A 17,905-nucleotide genomic window follows, 5' to 3' on the forward strand; every position below is an offset into this window, starting at 1 on the left:
CAATTGTATGGTTTTTAATTAATAACTCAGGCGATATTGATTATGCGCAAACTTGTCCCACTTAAATCCATTTACGCGTTTGTCGCGGTAGCAGAAACCGGAAGCATGACAGACGCTGCGCGAATGTTAAATGTCAGCCACTCTGCAATCAGCCAATCGGTGAAATCTCTTGAGTCATTAATCAACACTCCCCTGTTTCACCGTGTTGGTCGCAGAGTTGAACTCAACTCAGCGGGTAAGAAATATTATAAACAAGTGGCTCCGGCGCTGGAGTTAATTGTCGAGGCCACCGAGTCAATGATTAGCCAACCTCAAGATAACCGAATCACTCTAAATATGGTGAATTCGCTTGCTTTGCATTGGTGGATCCCAAGAGTACAAAGCTTGCAAGATTTTGCGCCACAACTGGATGTTCGGATCTCCAATCGCGTTGGCAGTTTCAACCTCAACCAAGAAGGCGTTGATGTGGCTCTGATCCACGGCAAAACAGATGAATGGCAAGACTATTACTGTGAAAAACTCTCAGATGATGAACTGGTTATGGTCTGTAGCCCTGAGCTGATCAAGTCCATCCCTGACGCAACCCCTGCTCAACTAATGGCCAAATATCCTGCAATTCTTGTTGCCAATGAAAGACGAAAAGAGGATTGGCACATATGGTGCGATGCAACAGATAATAAACTGCCGACCTACCGCAATAACTTAACGTTTAATGCCTCTGTTCAAGCCGTACACGCCACTATTCGTAAACTTGGAGTGCTTGTGACGCATCGTCTATTTGTCCGAGATGACATTAAACACGGCTTACTGACTGAAATAGAAAAACCGGTTCCAAATCCAAAGCAAGACTTCTATTTCACTTGCTCGCCAGAAAAACTTAAGCATGAGAGTGTATTAACTCTTAGAACTTGGCTACGTGAAGAATTCACCCGCTAATGGTTCAGCGGACCTATTTTAGGCAATGACCAGCAGCGGTAATTCATTTATCAAAATGTGGCTCACAGATTGCTCGTTCATACAAATAAATGATTGAAGCGAGCACCGCGACGACTTATAACTAAAGCTAACGTTTGAAATGTAAAAATAGGACAGTCCAATGATAGTCACCACCACTCAAAGTGTTGAAGGAAAACGAATCGTTGATTACAAAGGCGTAATTGCAGGCGAAGCGATTTTGGGCGCAAACCTCTTTAAGGATATGTTTGCTGGTATTCGAGATTTAGTCGGCGGTCGTTCAGGCACTTACGAACGTGAGCTTGAAAAAGCGCGTACCATCGCATTTCAAGAATTAGAGCAGAAAGCCCGTGATTTAGGCGCAAATGCCGTCGTCGGTGTTGATATTGATTATGAAGTGTTAGGGCAAAACAATGGCATGTTGATGGTATCAGCAAGTGGTACTGCGGTTGTCGTCGCTTAACGCCTAATCATTAGTTACTTAATAGCTAATGCTTAATAGCTAGTGCTTGATAGTTAGTATTGAATAATTAGTGCTTAATGCCTAGTTGGCTCATATCAAAAAGAAGTTGTGGATTTAACTCTCGCTGTGTTTCGGAGGTTTAATTCCCCTAACTGTAATGAAATAGAAAGCTCAACCTTGAGTTAAGCTTTCTATTTTTTAATGCATCATTACGAAAAAATCACAACATCTCTTTCGCCACTAAGTGCAACAAAAATGTTTCCCGCTCAATACTCATGCCCTTCTTCGAGCTCTCAGCCATGGTCTTCTCATTGTGGGCAATCGCGTCATGGATGTTGATCCACATCGGCTTCATTCCATTCTTGATTTCGTAATCTTCAAATGAGGTCTCCCCCAATTCTCGATCAATTTTACAGGTATAGCAGTAAGAGATCATATGCATGATGTCCGCATCATCTTTATACCAAGGGCGGAACTCTTCAAAAATGCCAAATGGCTTAATGCTGTGAATATTCTGTGCGCCTGTCTCTTCTTCTAACTCACGAACCATTCCTGCAATAACATCTTCACCTTCATCTAAACCGCCACCAGGAATGGTGTAATCATGATAACGAGCGGTATAAAGCATTAGGATATTTTCACCATCAATAACAATGGCACGCGCAGCATTGCGCTGATAGATGACTTTCCCATCCAGATGATCGATATCAGGATGCGTTGTCGTTTTTAAGTGTCTCATAATGATCTTGGAACTAAGGAATTTGGCGCGAATATACCACACCTTGGTGTAAATACTAAAAAGCCCCGCAACGGCGAGGCTTCTGAATTTTAATTGTTAACCATCACGACGACTAATGAGAAATTAACCATCAGCAGTGATCGCATTAATCAGTTCTTGTTGAACCGATTCCGCTTTATCAACGTCTATCTGACACGTGCCTGCTGCGATATGACCACCACCGCCATACTTAAGCATTAGCTCACCCACATTGGTTTTTGATGCACGATCAAAAATAGACTTACCAGTTGCAAACACAATATTTTGCTTCTGGAAGCCCCACATTTTATGAATCGAAATATTACATTGTGGAAATAGCGCGTAAATAATGAATCGGTTACCCGCGTAAATGGTCTCTTCATTGGTTAAATCAAGCACCACAAGATTTTGGTGTACGGTTGCACAGCGTTGAATTTGTTCTTTGAACATCGTCTCATGCTCACGGTACAAATCGATTCGTTCCTGTACATCAGGCAGAGCCAAGATCTCAGTTATCGTATGATTTTTACAGTAGTCGATAAGGTCCATCATCAGTGCATAGTTGGAGATTCGGAACTCACGAAAACGACCTAGCCCTGTTCGAGCATCCATCAAGAAATTCAGTAGGTTCCAATCTTGAGAGTCCAACACTTCATCACGATTAAACTGCGCCGAATCGCCTTTATCTACCGCTTCCATCATTTCTAGCCAATCGGCTGGGAACGTCTCTAGACCGCCATAATAGTCCCATACAACACGAGCGGCTGAAGGCGCATCAGGATCGATAATGTGATTAGGCTTTTCACCTGTATTACGGATGGTTTCTGATAAGTGGTGATCGAAAGTGAGGTGAGAATCTTTCACATAAGGAAGGTTAGTCACGATGTCATTGCTAGTGATCGCTACTTTGCCATCTTGCATATCTTTAGGGTGCACAAATTTAATATCATCAATGAGGTTTTGCTGTTTTAGCAATACAGCACACACCAGCCCATCAAAATCACTTCGAGTTACTAATCTAAATTTTTGTTCTGACATCTGTCTTCCTTTTGCTACTGCGTGCTATCTACAATATCGAGATTTTATATTGGTACAAAATACCAATTATCTCGCTCAAGTGCATAGTCTTAAAGAATAATTTTGAGCTCGGTTGCTTATTTAGTGATAATTATAGTTCGGTTTTAATAATAGAAGCCCTATTTAAACTTTTGAACCAGCCTCACACTTAAACATAACCTAAACTCACACTGATAACTTGTACGTTTACAGCCCCCAATCAACCCTCTATTTATCCACGATATTGAACCCGCCTGATATTGAACCTATCTTCTTTTTTACATTTATCTGAAGCTACATGCAGCTAACTTGATATACTCATTTTTCCACCTAATTCCAAGCTAGCTTTTATGAAAATTGATGATCTAAAATTGTTTATTCGCATCGTTGAACTCGGGAGCTTTACCGCTGCCGCCAATGCACTTGAACTCCCTAGAGCGAATGTTAGCCGCAGGATCAGTGAATTAGAATCCACGCTTAACGTACAACTTTTCTTTCGTACCACACGCAAAATTTCCCTCACACAACATGGCGAGGCATACTACTCCGAACTGTTGAAAGCACTTGAAGCACTTGAAAAAGCCAACCAAATTGCCATTGATTCCACTGTATCTCCAAAGGGTGTCATCAAAATTGGTTTATTGCCTGAATCCGATGAAACCCTTCAGCCGTTGCTGCTTTCATTCCAAGATAAATATCAAGATATTGAGTTGGATATCAGAAGTATCAACAATGGCTTCATTGATCTTCAGCAGCAAGGTTTGGATGTCGCCATACACGGCGGTAAAATTCACGATGCCAATATTGTCGCTCGTAAAGTTCTGGAATTAGAACGACATCTTGTAGCGAGCCCTGAATATCTTACTAAATATGGCTCACCCACTGATCTTCCTGATGTGATGAACCACCAAACGATCTGCTTTCGTTGGCCTGGTGGCGAGCTTGATAATCGATGGCAGATCGCTGAGCATGAACTGGTCGTTAAATCAAAACTCAGCAGCAACAACATTGGTTTTGTTAAACGCTCCGTTATTTTAGGACGTGGCATTGGTTTTCTTCCAACAATTCTAATATCTAAAGAGCTTGAAGATGGCTCACTGATGAAGATTTTACCGGGTTATAAATCAGAGACTGAAGACGTTTGGTTACTTTACCCTCAGCGAAAAACCATCAGTCACGCCACTCATCTATTGATCGATTTTCTTCTAGATGAAATGCCAAAACTTGTTTGATTGTCATGTTTATCGTGACAAAGTGTTTCGACAACGCCTGATTATTTGAACACTGTTCGATTGTAGAATACTCGCATATTAAAGGAGTATTCTATGAAAGACACATTCAAATTATCTTTACTTGCTAGCTGCATTTTTCTACTAGTCGGCTGTAACCAGACAGACACCAACAGCGCAGAAGATGACCAAACTGCATCTTCACCATTCACATTTGAATCAAGACCTGTAAAGCACACTCGTCCTATTCAGGTGATTGAATTAAGCCCAAATCAGTCTATCAATGCCAAGCATTTCACCGGCGAATTACAATCGGTAGAAACGGCAGAGATAGCCTTCCGAGTCCCTGGAACCATTGATGCGATCCTTGTAAAAGCGGGGGAACTAGTGAAGAAAGGACAAGTTATTGCAGAGCTTGATCCTCACGATTACCAAGTGGCTCTCCAAGAGCTAGAGGCCCGACTGCTTGAAGCTCAATCAGCACATAAACTTGCACAATCAGAATTAAAACGTATAACCCAAGCGACGAAAGACAACGCAATCGCCGATGTTAATTTAGATAGAGCAATTAGCGGCTATGAGCGCAGTGCCGCTATGGTAAAAGTGGTTGAGAAAAATATTCAACGCTCACAAGACTCACTACGTTATACAAAGCTAGTCGCTCCTTTTGATGGCGTTATTGGCGCGACTAAAATCGACCAATATGAGCAAGTATTGCCCGGAATCCCTGTGGTGACCCTGCATAAACCCGATCAATTGGAAGTCACAATTGATGTCCCTGAAAATCTCATCCATGAGTTTAAGATTGGACAAAAAGCACAAGTAAAATGGTATGGCTCTCATGAAGCCATCTCGGCAGAAGCATCAGAAATCAGCTCAGTTCCTCACCTCATAAAACAGACCTATAGCGTAACGTTTTATCTCAATGGCTTCGATGAACAGTTGCTGCCGGGGAAAACCGTCACAGTAACGACCCACTCTTCAGATAAAAAACAAGAATATTGTGTTCCATATTCTTCTCTTGTCGGGATAAAAGAGACACAACATATTCTAAAAGTGAACACTCAACAGATCACAACGATTCCCGTTGAGCTCATTTCAGTGGATGCAGAACAAGCCTGCGTTTCTGGAGATTTGAATACCGGTGATCAGATTGTTATCAGTGGAGCCGCATATCTAACAAAAGGTGACATCGTCACTTCAATTCAAGTAAAAGCGTTATAGGGCCCAAAAATGAATCTAGCTGAATTTGCCATACGCCAACGTACCTTCATTATCTTTTTTACGATAATTAGTATCATTGCAGGCTTAGTCTCTTACTTTGATCTAGGCAAACTAGAAGACCCGAGTTTCACCGTAAAAACGGCAGTTGTCGTTACGTTATACCCCGGAGCTTCAGCTGAAGAAGTGGAAAAACAAGTGACAGATACCGTCGAAACAAAGTTGCAAGAGATGGCTTCACTTAACCGCTTACGCTCACTCTCAAAACCCGGCGTATCCATGGTATTCGTTGATCTTAAAGAGTCGTTGAATTCAAAAGTATTGCCGCAAGAGTGGGATCTAGTACGCCGAAAAGTGGATGATATGAAGCTACTGCTCCCAAGCACGGCTCAAATCAGTATCGTTCAAGATGAATTCTCTGAGGTCTATGGCATGCTATTTTCAATCCATAGCCAAGATGCCCAACCTGTTGAATTAAAGCAATATGCAGAAGAGTTACAAAGAAGAATAAAAACCGTTGATGGTATTAAGAAAATCGAGCTACACGGAGTGCAACATCGCACTGTTTATATTGATATGCCAGATGAAAGGCTCGCTCAATATGGCCTTTCTGTAGCCCAAGTTTGGAATCAACTCACCACTCAAAATACGACTTTTGAAGCAGGAAAATTCGTTGCAGGTCAAGAGCGCATTCGAGTAGAGCAGAGCAGTGCTCTTCAATCTTTGGATGACATTAAAAATTTAGTCATTAAAGGTGGCATCAGTAAGTTTGGAACCAGTTTGATTCGATTAGGGGATATTGCCGATGTGACGATGGGCTACCAACAGCCTTCAATGTCAGAAAATCGCTATAACGGCATTCCAGCAGTCACTCTTGCTGTTAGCCCAGTCAGTGGTATTAATGTTGTTTCCTTAGGGGATGACATTCGTCGAGTTATTGACGAGTTTGAAGCTTCGCTACCTTTAGGCGTCAAGGTATCCACTGTTGCTTATCAACCTGAAGAAGTTCAAAAATCGATTGATAACTTCGTTAGTAACCTTTTAGAAAGTGTGGCTATCGTATTCGTCGTGCTTCTTGTGTTTATGGGCTTTAAAAGTGCCAGCATTGTTGGCAGCAGCCTTCTCATTACGATTCTTCTTACGCTAATTTACATGAATATTGCAGACATTGATTTGCACCGTGTGTCTCTAGGCACCTTTATTCTCGCATTAGGAATGCTAGTAGATAACGCCATTGTTATTACCGATATGATGATCGTAAAACTCAATAAAGGCGTTGAACGAACACAAGCCGCAATCGAATCCGTAAAAGAGACGGGGTTACCTTTATTTGGAGCGACGGTTATTGCCATTATGGGGGCAAGTCCGGTTATTTTCTCAAAAACAGATGCGGCTGAATTTGCCAGCTCTGTATTTTTAATTATCGCGGCATCCCTGCTTTTATCTTGGTTAGTTGCCGTAACGTTAACCGCATTGATGTGCTGGTTATTCATTAAACCAAACAAAACAAAAGCCGAAGAAAAAATTTCATTATACAAGAAAGCAGTTTGTTGGACGGTGGACAATCCAATCAAAGCGCTTTTGTGTTTGATCCCATTAATTTTGGCGACCTCGTTTGCCGTACCTAAAGTCGCGATTAACTTTATCCCACAAGCGGATAGACCTATTTTCTTCCTAGATTACTGGCTACCAAATGGGGCGGCCATCGAGCAAACCTCGCAAGATATGAAGAAAATTGAGGCTTGGCTACTCAAACAGCCTGAAGTGAAGAATATTTCATCTTACGTTGGAAACAGTGCACCTCGATTTTCTGTCACTGTTGAACCTGAACCGATTGATCCTGCATATGGTCAGATTCTGATTAACGCTATCGATTACCCTTCAATAACGACACTTATCGCCCGAGGCGACGAATGGTTAGCAAAAGAGTTTCCAAATGCAGAGCCTCGTTTCAGAGCTTTGAAACTCGCAACATCGGATAAATACAGCGTCGAAGCTCGTTTTTCAGGGCCAGATGAAGCAGTACTTCATGATTTAGCAAACCAAGCAAAAGCCATATTCAAAGATCACCCTGATACAAAATACGTACGTGATGATTGGCGTCAACAAAGCAAAGCTCTGGTACCGATGATCAATCAAGAGAAAGCAAGACAAGCAGGAATTAACCGCGCAGACATCGCTTTTGCAATGAAGAGAGCATCAGAAGGTATGCCATTAGGTCAAATGAACCTGAATGATGAGCTGATTCCAATTCAATTACGTGGCACCGAACGCTCAATGGCTTCATTAGAGACGCTTTCAGTTCGCTCTTTGCTTGGCGCACATAGCGTACCTTTAGGACAAGTTGTAGATGGGTTTGATCTCAAATCTGAAGAGAGCATGATCTGGCGACGCGATCGAGTCAAAACCATCACAGCGCAAGCAGGCGTAGGCCGATATACCACTCCAGCAGCAGTAAGAAACGCAACCCTACAAGATATTGAAGCCATTCAATTACCTGCAGGTTATTCCTTGGAATGGGGAGGTGAATACTATGACGAACATAAAGCCGTGTCAGATATATTCAAACAACTTCCAAAAGCCATGCTACTGATGCTTATTATTTTAGTTGGCATGTTCAACGGCTTTAAACAGCCAGTCATCATTTTCACTATCCTGCCGTTAGCCGCTACTGGCGCAACATTCAGCTTGCTGGCTTTCGATAAACCATTTGGGTTCATGGCACTGATAGGTGCGATCACCTTAACTGGGATGATCATTAAAAATGGCATTGTACTTATGGATCAAATTGAGCTTGAACGCAAAAATGGTCGCGAGCTATCGGATGCGATAAAAGAAGCAACCGTTAACCGCACGATGGCGATTTCTATGGGGGCCCTAACAACAGCATTAGGAATGATTCCACTTCTAACCGATCTCCTATTTGACCAAATGGCCGCCACTATTATTGGCGGGTTAGCTGCCGCAACCGTTTTATCTCTATTCGTCATGCCAGCACTCTATCGTTTGTTCTATCGCGAGAAAGGCATTAGCAAGTGCGAAAATCATTCACTAGCAGAACAAGGTGTCTAAAATGAACGTTTTCAATCTATCTACGTCATTCACTCCAATTGTATTAGCTACCACGATGCTGCTAGGAGGCTGTGCTATTGGCCCAGATTACAACGAACCACAAACCGCCATGGCCGATGTTTATTTGAATGCTGTTGATCACGACACAGAAATCAGCATGACTCAAACGCCATACTGGTGGCTTCAACTGAATGATGAAACACTCAATCAATTAGTCCATGATGCTCAGAAGCAAAATATACCGCTAAAACTCGCTTCTGAACGAATCAAGATGGCACAATCTTATCAAGATATGGTTGAGTCATTCAAAGTGCCAACGGTTAATCTTGGGGCTGGTTATTTCAACTATCAGATCAGCCAGAATGACCCACTCCTTGGCACTGCAGTGTCTCCCATCGGAGTACCCGTTGGCGCACAACCAATGTTAGGTCAAAGCGTCACTATCGCCGACAAGCAACAAAGCGGTGGATTCTTAGGCGCAACAATAGCGTGGGAAGTTGATCTTTTTGGACGTATCGACAAACAAACAAACGCTGCACAAATTCGCAAAACTCAAGCTGAGATCTATCAAAGCGGTTTGAATACTCTGATCACTGCAGATGTCATTCATAACTACCTTCAATATCGAGGCGCTCAAGAGAGAACTCAGTTAGCCCTCGACAACATTGCAGATCAAAGAGAGACATTAAATTTAGTCGAAAAGATGGTCAGCAGCGGTTATGGTTCAGAATTAGATCTTGCCCAAGCAGAAGCAATGCTTGCGGCCACCGAATCTGTCATCCCACAACTGGACATTGCAAAGCAGGTCCATAAACACCGACTCGCCATTTTACTTGGCGAACCACTCACCAAGGTGGATATACGCTTATCAGGTGAAGGCGGTTTGCCAAAGGTTGAAGGCATCATTCCTGTCGGATTACCTTCTGATTTGCTCACTCGTCGCCCTGATATTCGTATCGCAGAGCGTGAAATGGCGGCCATTAACCAAGAATTAGGGGTAAGCATTGCCAACCGCTACCCTAAGTTTTTCTTGACGGGCTCGCCGGGTCTCGTTGCAGGTGACTTTAGTGATCTATTTAGCAGTGATTCCTTCTCTTGGGTAGGGAGTGCAGGCATCAGTTGGAATGTGTTTGACGGGGGGCGTGGAGAAGCGATGGTCGACATCAATGAATCTCGCTTTAAATCCGCAGCTTTGCGCTACCAGCATACTGTTGATGGTGCTTTTGCCGAAGTTGACTCAATGCTATTCACTTATGGTCGTAGCCAAGAGAACCAACGGCGTATTGATGAAGCGAACCGCTCTACTGACAATGCAGTCATGAAAGCAAAATCACTCTATCGAGCGGGGCTCATCAATCATTTAGCTGTACTGGATGCTCAAAGGCAACAGAAGCTGATGCAAGATCGTCAAATAGCAGCCAAGCTACAAACGGCACAAGTCACTGTTGGATTATATAAAGCACTAGGTGGAGATTGGGACTTGACCTCTCGCTCTGAAGAAATCTCTCAGTAAACGTTCAATAGAAAGCTTAAAGGTTAATTGAAAGATATTTGGTTGGCCTTTAAGCTTCCCCTCTCAATCGAACAGTGTTCATTATTGCATTTCCCTGACATGAAATATGGGTTTGAATGTCATATTGTGAGGGTATACATCGAACTAAACCTTAACTTCAAATAAGTCAGCATTGTATGAAAACATCAACTCACCATAACTCAAAAAGCACGGTATCCATCGAAAGACCAGAATTCACACTGTCTAATTCCACGGCAACCGTTCTGTTCAAAAAATGTCAGACCGCTCTCATCGTGCTTGCTATTAGCATTGTCGTCAATTTAGCATTACGGGTTGATTTCGTACTATTAAATATCACGCTGGCTGAGTTTTCAGTTACTGAAGCTCTTCAGCAGATTTTACTTCTAGTTAGCTTGCTAAGCTTTGCGCATTTAGCACAGAAACAACCAAGCCTTAAACATGCAGCACTGCTAATTAGCGCCTTCTTTTCCGTGTTATTTATACGGGAATTGGATTTCTTATTTGACTATATTACGCATGGTTTTTGGGCGGTTCCTGCAATAATCATCGCGAGCAGCGTGCTTCTATATGCAATTAATAATGGAAAGCGCACACTTGATCAGCTTGCTGCTATCTTATCCTCTCCTCACATGAATCTATTGATTACAGGCGTCATGCTGCTCATTGTTTTCTCACGTTTATATGGAATGGGAAGTTTCTGGAAAAATATTATGGCTGAGAATTATATTCGAGACGTGAAAATTATTGCCGAAGAAGGCACAGAGCTTTTATGTTATTCACTCATAGCCTTCGCTTCTCTTAAAACGGTGTCAGGATTCACGAAGAAACACGCTAGCGCCACCAGCGAAACGTGATCTCTTGCTCTGGGTCTAAATAGCGATTAAGTAAGGTAAGATTGGTATCTAGCAACGCTAAATACGATCTTACCTGTTCTACACTCGAATCAACGACCGTATTCTGCACACTTGACTCTAAAACCCCTAACAGCTCACTCACCAATTGTACATTGACCGATGACTCTTCCGTCTGAATCGCTAATAACTGCTTAATTTCGACCAAGGCACTAGCGGCAATACGATAGGGTTCTTTTCGAACTTGTTTCAAGTCTCTCAAAAAAACACCACTGACTACCCCTTCTAGGTACACTCGATAAGTCGTCAACTCATCCATGAGCAAAAACAATTGGCCTCGAATATTACGGTGCGGGTAAGGGATCGCAAGATGATCGTCAAGCTCATATGAAATATCTAATTCAGCCCCAAATTCAGAACAGCGTCGCTTTAAGACTCTGAGTAAGCCTTGCTCATCCATCAATTGTTGAATTTCGAAAATCCGCTTTAAGTGGTAGTCATTGGAAACAAACGTTACTTTTATGCACTCACCAGAGGATAGAATGTTCTCATCAACCATCTTCTTTGCCACATTTTGAATATTTTCGATGGTATTCACTGACTCTTTTTCAAGCAAAATATCTAGCCCTGATAAATCTATGCTCCCATTACTTTGCAGCGAAGCAAAATACTCATGCATGGCTTCCGCCTCAGAACGCGTCTGCCCAGAAGTGATTCCCCCACAGAAAGTAACCACAATGTTTTGGCGGCTGGATGTCTCCAAATGTTCCACCAAACCTTCAACTCGGCTTTTACCTTCAGCAGTCAATGTATTTTTATTTAGCCGCTTTCCTAGCACAATCACTACGCGTTTATTGTTCATTTATTGCTCAAGTCTCGTTTTTGAAATGGGATATAGTGAATTCTGTATACAATCATATCGGTTACCCGTAGCTTTACTAAACCTCACTGGCTACATGCGTCGCATTTATGCTCACAAATGCAGAGAAGCGTATGAGACAGTGTGAACTATATTTATAGCATCCATTTTAAAATTGGAATGACATTCAATACACTGAAATGATCTACACGACAAGAGCTTGTTTTATCAAGCCAAAGCCTCACAGGAAGTTTCTATGCTGTCTATCTTTGACATATATAAAATTGGAGTGGGCCCTTCTAGCTCACATACGAATGGACCTATGATTGCCGGGTACAATTTTACCCAGATAATCGCCCCCTACCTAGAGAATGTCACACGGGTACAGATTGATCTCTACGGATCTTTATCTTTGACTGGTAAAGGCCACCACACTGACCGCGCTACGATTTTAGGCTTGCTTGGCAATAAACCTGACACGATTAAAATCTCCAGCGCTAATGCTGCGATGAAAAAAGCAGTGGATGATAAACGTTTAAGCCTATCTGGTAGCCACGAGATTAGCTTCGATACTGAAACGGATATGCTTTTCCACACCTCCAATTTACCCCTGCATGAAAATGGCATGACGATCTCCGCGTTTGATGCAACGGGCACACAGCTCGTCATTGAAACCTACTACTCTATTGGCGGAGGCTTTATTGCTACGGCGGCACAATTAGAGAATGGTATTGCCGAGAGCGATACTCAGGTCGAGTTTCCTTTTAAATCGGCAGAAGAGTTACTCAACCTTGCCGACAAAAATGGCCTCAGTTTGGGTGGGCTTGTCCTCAGAAATGAGCAAGCATTCCAATCGATGGAAACCATTGATAGCCGAGCGGACCAAATCTGGAAAGTGATGTCGCTGTGCATGCAAAGAGGTTTTGAAACCGAAGGGATTTTAGAAGGGGGACTTGAAGTGACTCGTCGCGCCCCTGCTTTGCTCAAAAAGCTCGAAGCCAATGCATCCATTGAAAACGATCCTATGGAGATCATGGATTGGATTAACCTATTTGCTTTTGCGGTGAGTGAAGAAAATGCCGCAGGAGGCCAAGTGGTGACTTCTCCTACAAACGGAGCGGCAGGCGTGATTCCAGGAGTGCTGATGTATTACCACCGCTTCATTAAAGAGCTCGACACTAAGCAGTTAAAAGACTTTTTAGCTGTCTCAGGAGCTATTGGCATTTTATATAAAACAAACGCATCCATTTCAGGTGCCGAAGTAGGTTGCCAAGGAGAAGTTGGCGTCTCCTCCTCCATGGCGGCGGCAGGCTTAACCGCCCTTCGAGGTGGAAGTAACGAGCAGATCTGCATGGCAGCAGAAATTGCGATGGAGCACTCTTTAGGCATGACTTGTGATCCGATTGGCGGCTTAGTTCAAGTCCCTTGTATTGAGCGAAATGCGATGGGCTCCATGAAAGCAATTAATGCTTCAAGAATGGCGCTCAAACGAACCAGCAAATGCCTCATTTCTTTAGATAAGGTTATCGATACCATGTATCAAACCGGCAAAGATATGAACCGCAAATATCGCGAAACCTCTCTTGGCGGGCTTGCGCTGATACACATGGCACCACCTTGCGAATAACTTAAAACGAGTAGCTTGAAACGAGTAGCTTGAAACGAGTGGCCTGACACGAATTACTAGTCACTAATCTCTGATAAAAAAGTGATCGCATATAGTGCGATCACTTTAACTATCTAGCCTTCATTTCTAACATCGAATTATTATCAGCAATACTTAATCACGGTATTGGAATTCATTGTTTGCATCTTTATAAGACAGCATTATGTGGCTGTAGTTCGCTTTAGTCCAATCGTCGACAGTGCCTTGAAAAGTAACTTGTCCACTGATCTCACCGCGACAACCATGATGCGCTTCAAAAGATGTGTTTCCCGCTTCCTCATGAGTACCAGTGAAGGATACGCCACCATCAACGTATATATCTGCAGCATGACATTCCATCGCCAGAACTGAGAGAGGAGTCGTTACGCCATCGTTATTTTCAATAGCAAAAACAGCACCTTCATTTAATGCAACAAAGCCTGTTGAAGTATATTCACTCGCTTCAAATGCTGATGAATTGCCCATTTCAAAGCTACCCGCACTTACTTTTTTACCTATAAATGAACCATTACCAAACAGGGATAGCACACCTTTTATATTGAGGTTTGCTACTTTACTATGAAGCGATGAATTAAGATCAATATTGATTTGCTGTGGACTGCCAGTTAAGCCGCTGTTGAGCCGTACGTAAGAGTTAAATGTACTCGCCAATGATAAGTTATCAAGGCTACCCGAATTAATGCGCAATGATGATGAACGCATGGATACGTTCGGGGCGTACCATCCATCATCCGCATCTTCAAGGGTTGGCGTTGGTAACGTCACGTTCTCAAAACGCACATACGATTCTCTTACTATGCTCACCGAACCTGAATTGATCTTCACATCAACAAGCTTAATGTTCGTCCTACCCGAAACAAACATCGCTTCTAATTCACCATCGACCTCCGTCCCTGTAATTTCACCGCCGCTGATAATGACATCATTTTTCTTGATATTAATTGGGCCATTACAAGCCCCTGTGACATTCAAAGTGAGCGGGCCTGCATAAGTTGCGGCATCTAATGTTGTCTTCAAAGATTCAGGAGAACTGCTGCAATCAATATCTAAGGATGTGGTCGCCTTTATCGCATCAATCTTCGAATCTAAATATGCAAAGTTGCCATTAACTTCTTCCGCCTTCGCCGGAGTTCCTGCAGTAAACTCGACCAAACTGTCTGCTGCGACTGCATTTGCCGTAAGTCCAACGGTAATAAGGCTAGCAAGTAAGCTCATATTATATTTATTCATGTTCTAATCCTTAGGCGAATTTATTGCCAGTTTGAGTCATTCCAGTTAGTTGTATTCCATACAGCATTCATGCTACCGCTGGTATCGCACGCATCACCAATGCCATCCTTATCAGAATCAGCTTGGTTCTCATTGCTCGTATGTGGGCAGTTGTCTATCAGTGTATCGATGCCGTCGTTATCATGATCTCCAGCACGGTCTTTATCATCTGGAACAAGGTCCGCTTTATTATCTCCGTAGCCATCACCATCGGTATCCGCCCACTCATCCCCATTGTTTGGAAACTTATCGGCTAAGTTATCGCCATACCCATCATTATCGGTATCAACAGATTCGCTTTTATCATTAGGGAATCGGTCATCGATGCTATCAACACCATCCTCATCATGATCGCCTGCTTTTGTTGCGTCATTTGGATAGGCATCATTCAGGCTGTCGTAGCCATCTTTATCGTGATCACCTGCTCGGGTTTTATCTAGCGGAAAACCATCTTGTGCATCAAGGTAACCATCCCCATCGTCGTCGGTATCCGCTACGTTTCCAATACCGTCTCCATCGGTATCAACTGACTCCGATTTATCAAATGGAAAAGCATCATTACTGTCTTCTACCCCATCATCGTCATCATCTAAGTCGGCATTATTACCCGTTCCATCTTGGTCATAGTCCAACCACTCCTTTCCATCATCCGGAAAGGAGTCTCGCCCATCGATGACACCATCACCGTCTTTATCAACATTTTCTATCGCAACAAAATCTCCAGATTCATCTTTAGTAATTCGTTGGTCTGGAGTCAGGTTTTGTATCAGATCTTTATAGGCAGTTAATCCTTGATCCAAGATCGATGTATCTTTAGAAGCCGTCGCCAACTCATCTTCTGTTGTCGGAAGCAGCTCAAGTTCAACAATCGCATTTGCCTTTGCTAAAATGTCTTCTTTACTCTCTTGCTTGTAATCACCCAGTACATCTTCAGGGTCGATCCCAAGCTGAGTCGATACTTGTTGAACCGCTTCATCTTTCTCAATATTTCCAGCATCCAACTTCAGGTGAACAAGTGTCGAAAGAGGGGTGACCATAGCTTCGCCTGCAGGGGCAGACATCATGAATGCATATTGAATAGGAACGCCATTTGGGTTGGATTCCGATTGAGTATCTTCATCAATAGTTACGTGGGGAATCGCTTTTACGATAACCGCATGATCGAGATAATCAGCGACGCTTGATACATCTAAATTGGCCACTCCATTTTTAAGTGATATAGCAGAAGGTTCTCCTTGGTCATGTTTGAAGTTCCCGTTAATGTCTAACCACACAAAAGCATCGCGCAGATAGCCATCAATGGCTTTTATCGTATAGGTCGACGAATCACTCGACGTATTTGAAGAGTCTCCACCACACCCCGATAAAGGTAAGGCAATAGCACTCATTGCTATTACCAAAGGGGAAAGTTTCATATACAGCTCCTTTCATTAATCATATTCTGAGCATCTAGTACATTTGCACTACTACTTCATAAACTAATCAAAAGGAGGTATTAAACTATCCCCAATTGGGGACATTTTATATTTATTGATGCATAAAAAGATTTATATCAACACTGAGAGCTATAAATCACTATGAAAAGAAATTATTTTATAAATTTGATATAGGTCAATCCAAATAAAATCAAACAGTAAAGAAGGAAATAGATCTGCTACCGTTATTAATAATAAAGATAATTAAGAGATTTCATAATATGAGCCATTACTGTCTTGATACGTTAATTCGATCTCTATATGAGTCTTTAGTGTCTAAAGATGGCTTTAGTTTTTTTTTAAACCTTTTAGTTAAGCAATTGAACTTATTATCCGGCGCTGTAGTCATGACGAATGACATTAGCAAAAAGTCACGCTTGGTATGGGCTGCCGGGCTCGATATTGAAGATGCCTCTGCTTTTATCGAACTCAACAGCCAAAGTGATCCATTGATCTCACAATTAAACCTCAGCCCTTCTGGGAGCCTAATTACCATGGGGGATGTTGATGCAGATAAGATGCGAGTGCAGCATCCTGAGTTTTTTTCTCAACTTAATGATGACCTGGATATCTACTATGCGACGGGCGCTGTTTTATCCCAAGACGGCACCTGGCGTAGTTTGATTTTCTTTCATCGAAGTAGAAATCAACATGAATTCAATCAACAAGAATGCCTACTGCTAAAGCGGTTAATCCCGCATATTCAACACGCAATGCAACTTTATCATCAACAGCTTAAGCAACAGCAACAAGCACACCTTACCGAATTATTATTTAATCAAATCCAATTACCTGTCATTTTAATTAATGAGCAAGGTCAGGTCTGCCATGCAAATACCCAAGGATTCGCATTGCTTGATAACGGAAAAATATTTCGACAAGTGAACCAGAGCCTTCATTTATGCCCTCCGTATAACAAACTACTATTCAGCCAAGCATTATCTAATTGTTTAAATAACCGTACTGTCGAAACCATATCTTTGGAAAAACCAAACCATTTTGGGTATACGATAACGATCGCACCATTAATATCAGATAGTTACTACGATAGTAAAAATTCAATTCAAGAACCAGCCTCAAGCCGGCCTTGCATCGAAGGTGGAGTCGCCATTTTTATCTATTCACTAGATCAGCCCCCCAAAGTCAACTTAAACGCTCTTTGCCATGCGTTTGGACTGACTGATAAAGAAGCAGTGATATGCCGTGAATTGCTCAACGGACACTCCCCCGCAGAGATTGCAAAAATGCACCACCTATCGTACGAGACTGTTAGAACCTATATCAAACGAGCAATGAAAAAAACAAACACTCGTCGCCAGAATGAATTGGTTGCAAAAATAATCACCAGCCCCGCGTACTCCAATACGCAAACTATGCCTCAATACTAGCGTTTATTAAATGTTAATTTTTTATTAAATATCCAAATAAAGTACTGATATGAATAAGCATATTTTGACAGCACAAATGCTCAATTAAGATTAAAAATACATTAATTAGGG

The 17,905-nt window shown here is 42.3% G+C and carries 14 protein-coding genes; 9 read left to right on the forward strand and 5 right to left on the reverse strand.

What is annotated here, in order from left to right; translation table 11 throughout:
• Positions 1-42 precede the first annotated feature (42 nt).
• Both OCV39_RS15180 and OCV39_RS15185 read left to right on the forward strand, forming a co-directional pair.
• Positions 43-936 (forward strand): LysR substrate-binding domain-containing protein, encoded by an 894-nt coding sequence (locus OCV39_RS15180; RefSeq protein ID WP_017052931.1) that lies wholly within the window; start codon positions 43-45, stop codon positions 934-936.
• A gap of 160 nt (positions 937-1,096) precedes the next feature.
• Positions 1,097-1,417, forward strand: coding sequence for a heavy metal-binding domain-containing protein (locus tag OCV39_RS15185; protein ID WP_017052932.1), 321 nt, complete (start codon positions 1,097-1,099; stop codon positions 1,415-1,417).
• Between the two features lie 220 nt (positions 1,418-1,637).
• On the opposite strand, the gene OCV39_RS15190 is transcribed toward OCV39_RS15185, so the two are convergent.
• Both OCV39_RS15190 and OCV39_RS15195 read right to left on the reverse strand, forming a co-directional pair.
• Positions 1,638-2,156, reverse strand: coding sequence for an NUDIX hydrolase (locus OCV39_RS15190; RefSeq protein ID WP_017052933.1), 519 nt, complete (start codon positions 2,154-2,156; stop codon positions 1,638-1,640).
• Between the two features lie 123 nt (positions 2,157-2,279).
• The gene (locus tag OCV39_RS15195; RefSeq protein WP_113798330.1) at positions 2,280-3,212 is read right to left on the reverse strand and encodes an exopolyphosphatase; all 933 of its coding nucleotides are present in this window, start codon (positions 3,210-3,212) and stop codon (positions 2,280-2,282) included.
• Between the two features lie 368 nt (positions 3,213-3,580).
• Here OCV39_RS15195 and OCV39_RS15200 point away from each other — a divergent pair, with 368 nt between their 5' ends.
• The 5 genes from OCV39_RS15200 (at position 3,581) to OCV39_RS15220 (ending at position 11,140) form a co-directional block, all read left to right on the forward strand.
• Positions 3,581-4,462, forward strand: coding sequence for a LysR family transcriptional regulator (locus OCV39_RS15200; protein ID WP_113798332.1), 882 nt, complete (start codon positions 3,581-3,583; stop codon positions 4,460-4,462).
• 93 nt (positions 4,463-4,555) lie between these two features.
• Positions 4,556-5,683 (forward strand): efflux RND transporter periplasmic adaptor subunit, encoded by a 1,128-nt coding sequence (locus OCV39_RS15205; protein WP_261889916.1) that lies wholly within the window; start codon positions 4,556-4,558, stop codon positions 5,681-5,683.
• Between the two features lie 9 nt (positions 5,684-5,692).
• A complete protein-coding gene (locus OCV39_RS15210) occupies positions 5,693-8,752 on the forward strand; it encodes an efflux RND transporter permease subunit (RefSeq protein WP_261889917.1) in 3,060 nt (1,019 codons plus the stop codon).
• 1 nt (position 8,753) lies between these two features.
• Entirely contained in the window at positions 8,754-10,265 is a 1,512-nt protein-coding gene (locus OCV39_RS15215) for an efflux transporter outer membrane subunit (RefSeq protein WP_113798338.1), read from the forward strand.
• Positions 10,266-10,441: 176 nt separating this feature from the next.
• A complete protein-coding gene (locus OCV39_RS15220) occupies positions 10,442-11,140 on the forward strand; it encodes a hypothetical protein (RefSeq protein ID WP_113798340.1) in 699 nt (232 codons plus the stop codon).
• Here the strand turns inward: OCV39_RS15220 and OCV39_RS15225 are convergent.
• Positions 11,118-11,999, reverse strand: a complete 882-nt coding sequence (locus tag OCV39_RS15225; protein WP_261889918.1) for a YdcF family protein — start codon at positions 11,997-11,999, stop codon at positions 11,118-11,120. The genes OCV39_RS15220 and OCV39_RS15225 overlap by 23 nt on opposite strands.
• Before the next feature lie 253 nt (positions 12,000-12,252).
• Here OCV39_RS15225 and OCV39_RS15230 point away from each other — a divergent pair, with 253 nt between their 5' ends.
• Positions 12,253-13,623 carry an L-serine ammonia-lyase gene (locus OCV39_RS15230; RefSeq protein ID WP_171755485.1) on the forward strand — a complete coding sequence of 457 codons (1,371 nt, stop codon included), beginning with the start codon at positions 12,253-12,255 and terminating at the stop codon, positions 13,621-13,623.
• Between the two features lie 153 nt (positions 13,624-13,776).
• Here OCV39_RS15230 and OCV39_RS15235 read toward each other — a convergent pair whose 3' ends face one another.
• Together OCV39_RS15235 and OCV39_RS15240 are read right to left on the reverse strand one after the other, a co-directional pair.
• The gene (locus OCV39_RS15235) at positions 13,777-14,892 is read right to left on the reverse strand and encodes a hypothetical protein (protein ID WP_261889919.1); all 1,116 of its coding nucleotides are present in this window, start codon (positions 14,890-14,892) and stop codon (positions 13,777-13,779) included.
• 20 nt (positions 14,893-14,912) lie between these two features.
• Complete coding sequence (locus OCV39_RS15240; RefSeq protein ID WP_261889920.1) at positions 14,913-16,346, reverse strand: MSCRAMM family adhesin SdrC; 1,434 nt, start codon at positions 16,344-16,346, stop codon at positions 14,913-14,915.
• Positions 16,347-16,627: 281 nt separating this feature from the next.
• Here OCV39_RS15240 and OCV39_RS15245 point away from each other — a divergent pair, with 281 nt between their 5' ends.
• Positions 16,628-17,794: a helix-turn-helix transcriptional regulator gene (locus tag OCV39_RS15245; protein ID WP_261889921.1), complete on the forward strand. Its 1,167-nt coding sequence runs from the start codon at positions 16,628-16,630 to the stop codon at positions 17,792-17,794.
• Positions 17,795-17,905: the final 111 nt, after the last annotated feature.

It is taken from the genome of Vibrio cortegadensis (assembly GCF_024347395.1).
GTDB lineage: Bacteria > Pseudomonadota > Gammaproteobacteria > Enterobacterales > Vibrionaceae > Vibrio > Vibrio cortegadensis.

Coding starts and splice junctions, on each gene's coding strand:
- OCV39_RS15185 (WP_017052932.1), top strand. CDS start 1,097: ATGATAGTCACCACCACTCAAAGTGTTGAAGGAAAACGAATCGTTGAT.
- OCV39_RS15240 (WP_261889920.1), bottom strand. CDS start 16,346: ATGAAACTTTCCCCTTTGGTAATAGCAATGAGTGCTATTGCCTTACCT.
- OCV39_RS15210 (WP_261889917.1), top strand. CDS start 5,693: ATGAATCTAGCTGAATTTGCCATACGCCAACGTACCTTCATTATCTTT.
- OCV39_RS15225 (WP_261889918.1), bottom strand. CDS start 11,999: ATGAACAATAAACGCGTAGTGATTGTGCTAGGAAAGCGGCTAAATAAA.
- OCV39_RS15190 (WP_017052933.1), bottom strand. CDS start 2,156: ATGAGACACTTAAAAACGACAACGCATCCTGATATCGATCATCTGGAT.
- OCV39_RS15230 (WP_171755485.1), top strand. CDS start 12,253: ATGCTGTCTATCTTTGACATATATAAAATTGGAGTGGGCCCTTCTAGC.
- OCV39_RS15245 (WP_261889921.1), top strand. CDS start 16,628: ATGAGCCATTACTGTCTTGATACGTTAATTCGATCTCTATATGAGTCT.
- OCV39_RS15200 (WP_113798332.1), top strand. CDS start 3,581: ATGAAAATTGATGATCTAAAATTGTTTATTCGCATCGTTGAACTCGGG.
- OCV39_RS15195 (WP_113798330.1), bottom strand. CDS start 3,212: ATGTCAGAACAAAAATTTAGATTAGTAACTCGAAGTGATTTTGATGGG.
- OCV39_RS15205 (WP_261889916.1), top strand. CDS start 4,556: ATGAAAGACACATTCAAATTATCTTTACTTGCTAGCTGCATTTTTCTA.
- OCV39_RS15215 (WP_113798338.1), top strand. CDS start 8,754: ATGAACGTTTTCAATCTATCTACGTCATTCACTCCAATTGTATTAGCT.
- OCV39_RS15180 (WP_017052931.1), top strand. CDS start 43: ATGCGCAAACTTGTCCCACTTAAATCCATTTACGCGTTTGTCGCGGTA.
- OCV39_RS15220 (WP_113798340.1), top strand. CDS start 10,442: ATGAAAACATCAACTCACCATAACTCAAAAAGCACGGTATCCATCGAA.
- OCV39_RS15235 (WP_261889919.1), bottom strand. CDS start 14,892: ATGAATAAATATAATATGAGCTTACTTGCTAGCCTTATTACCGTTGGA.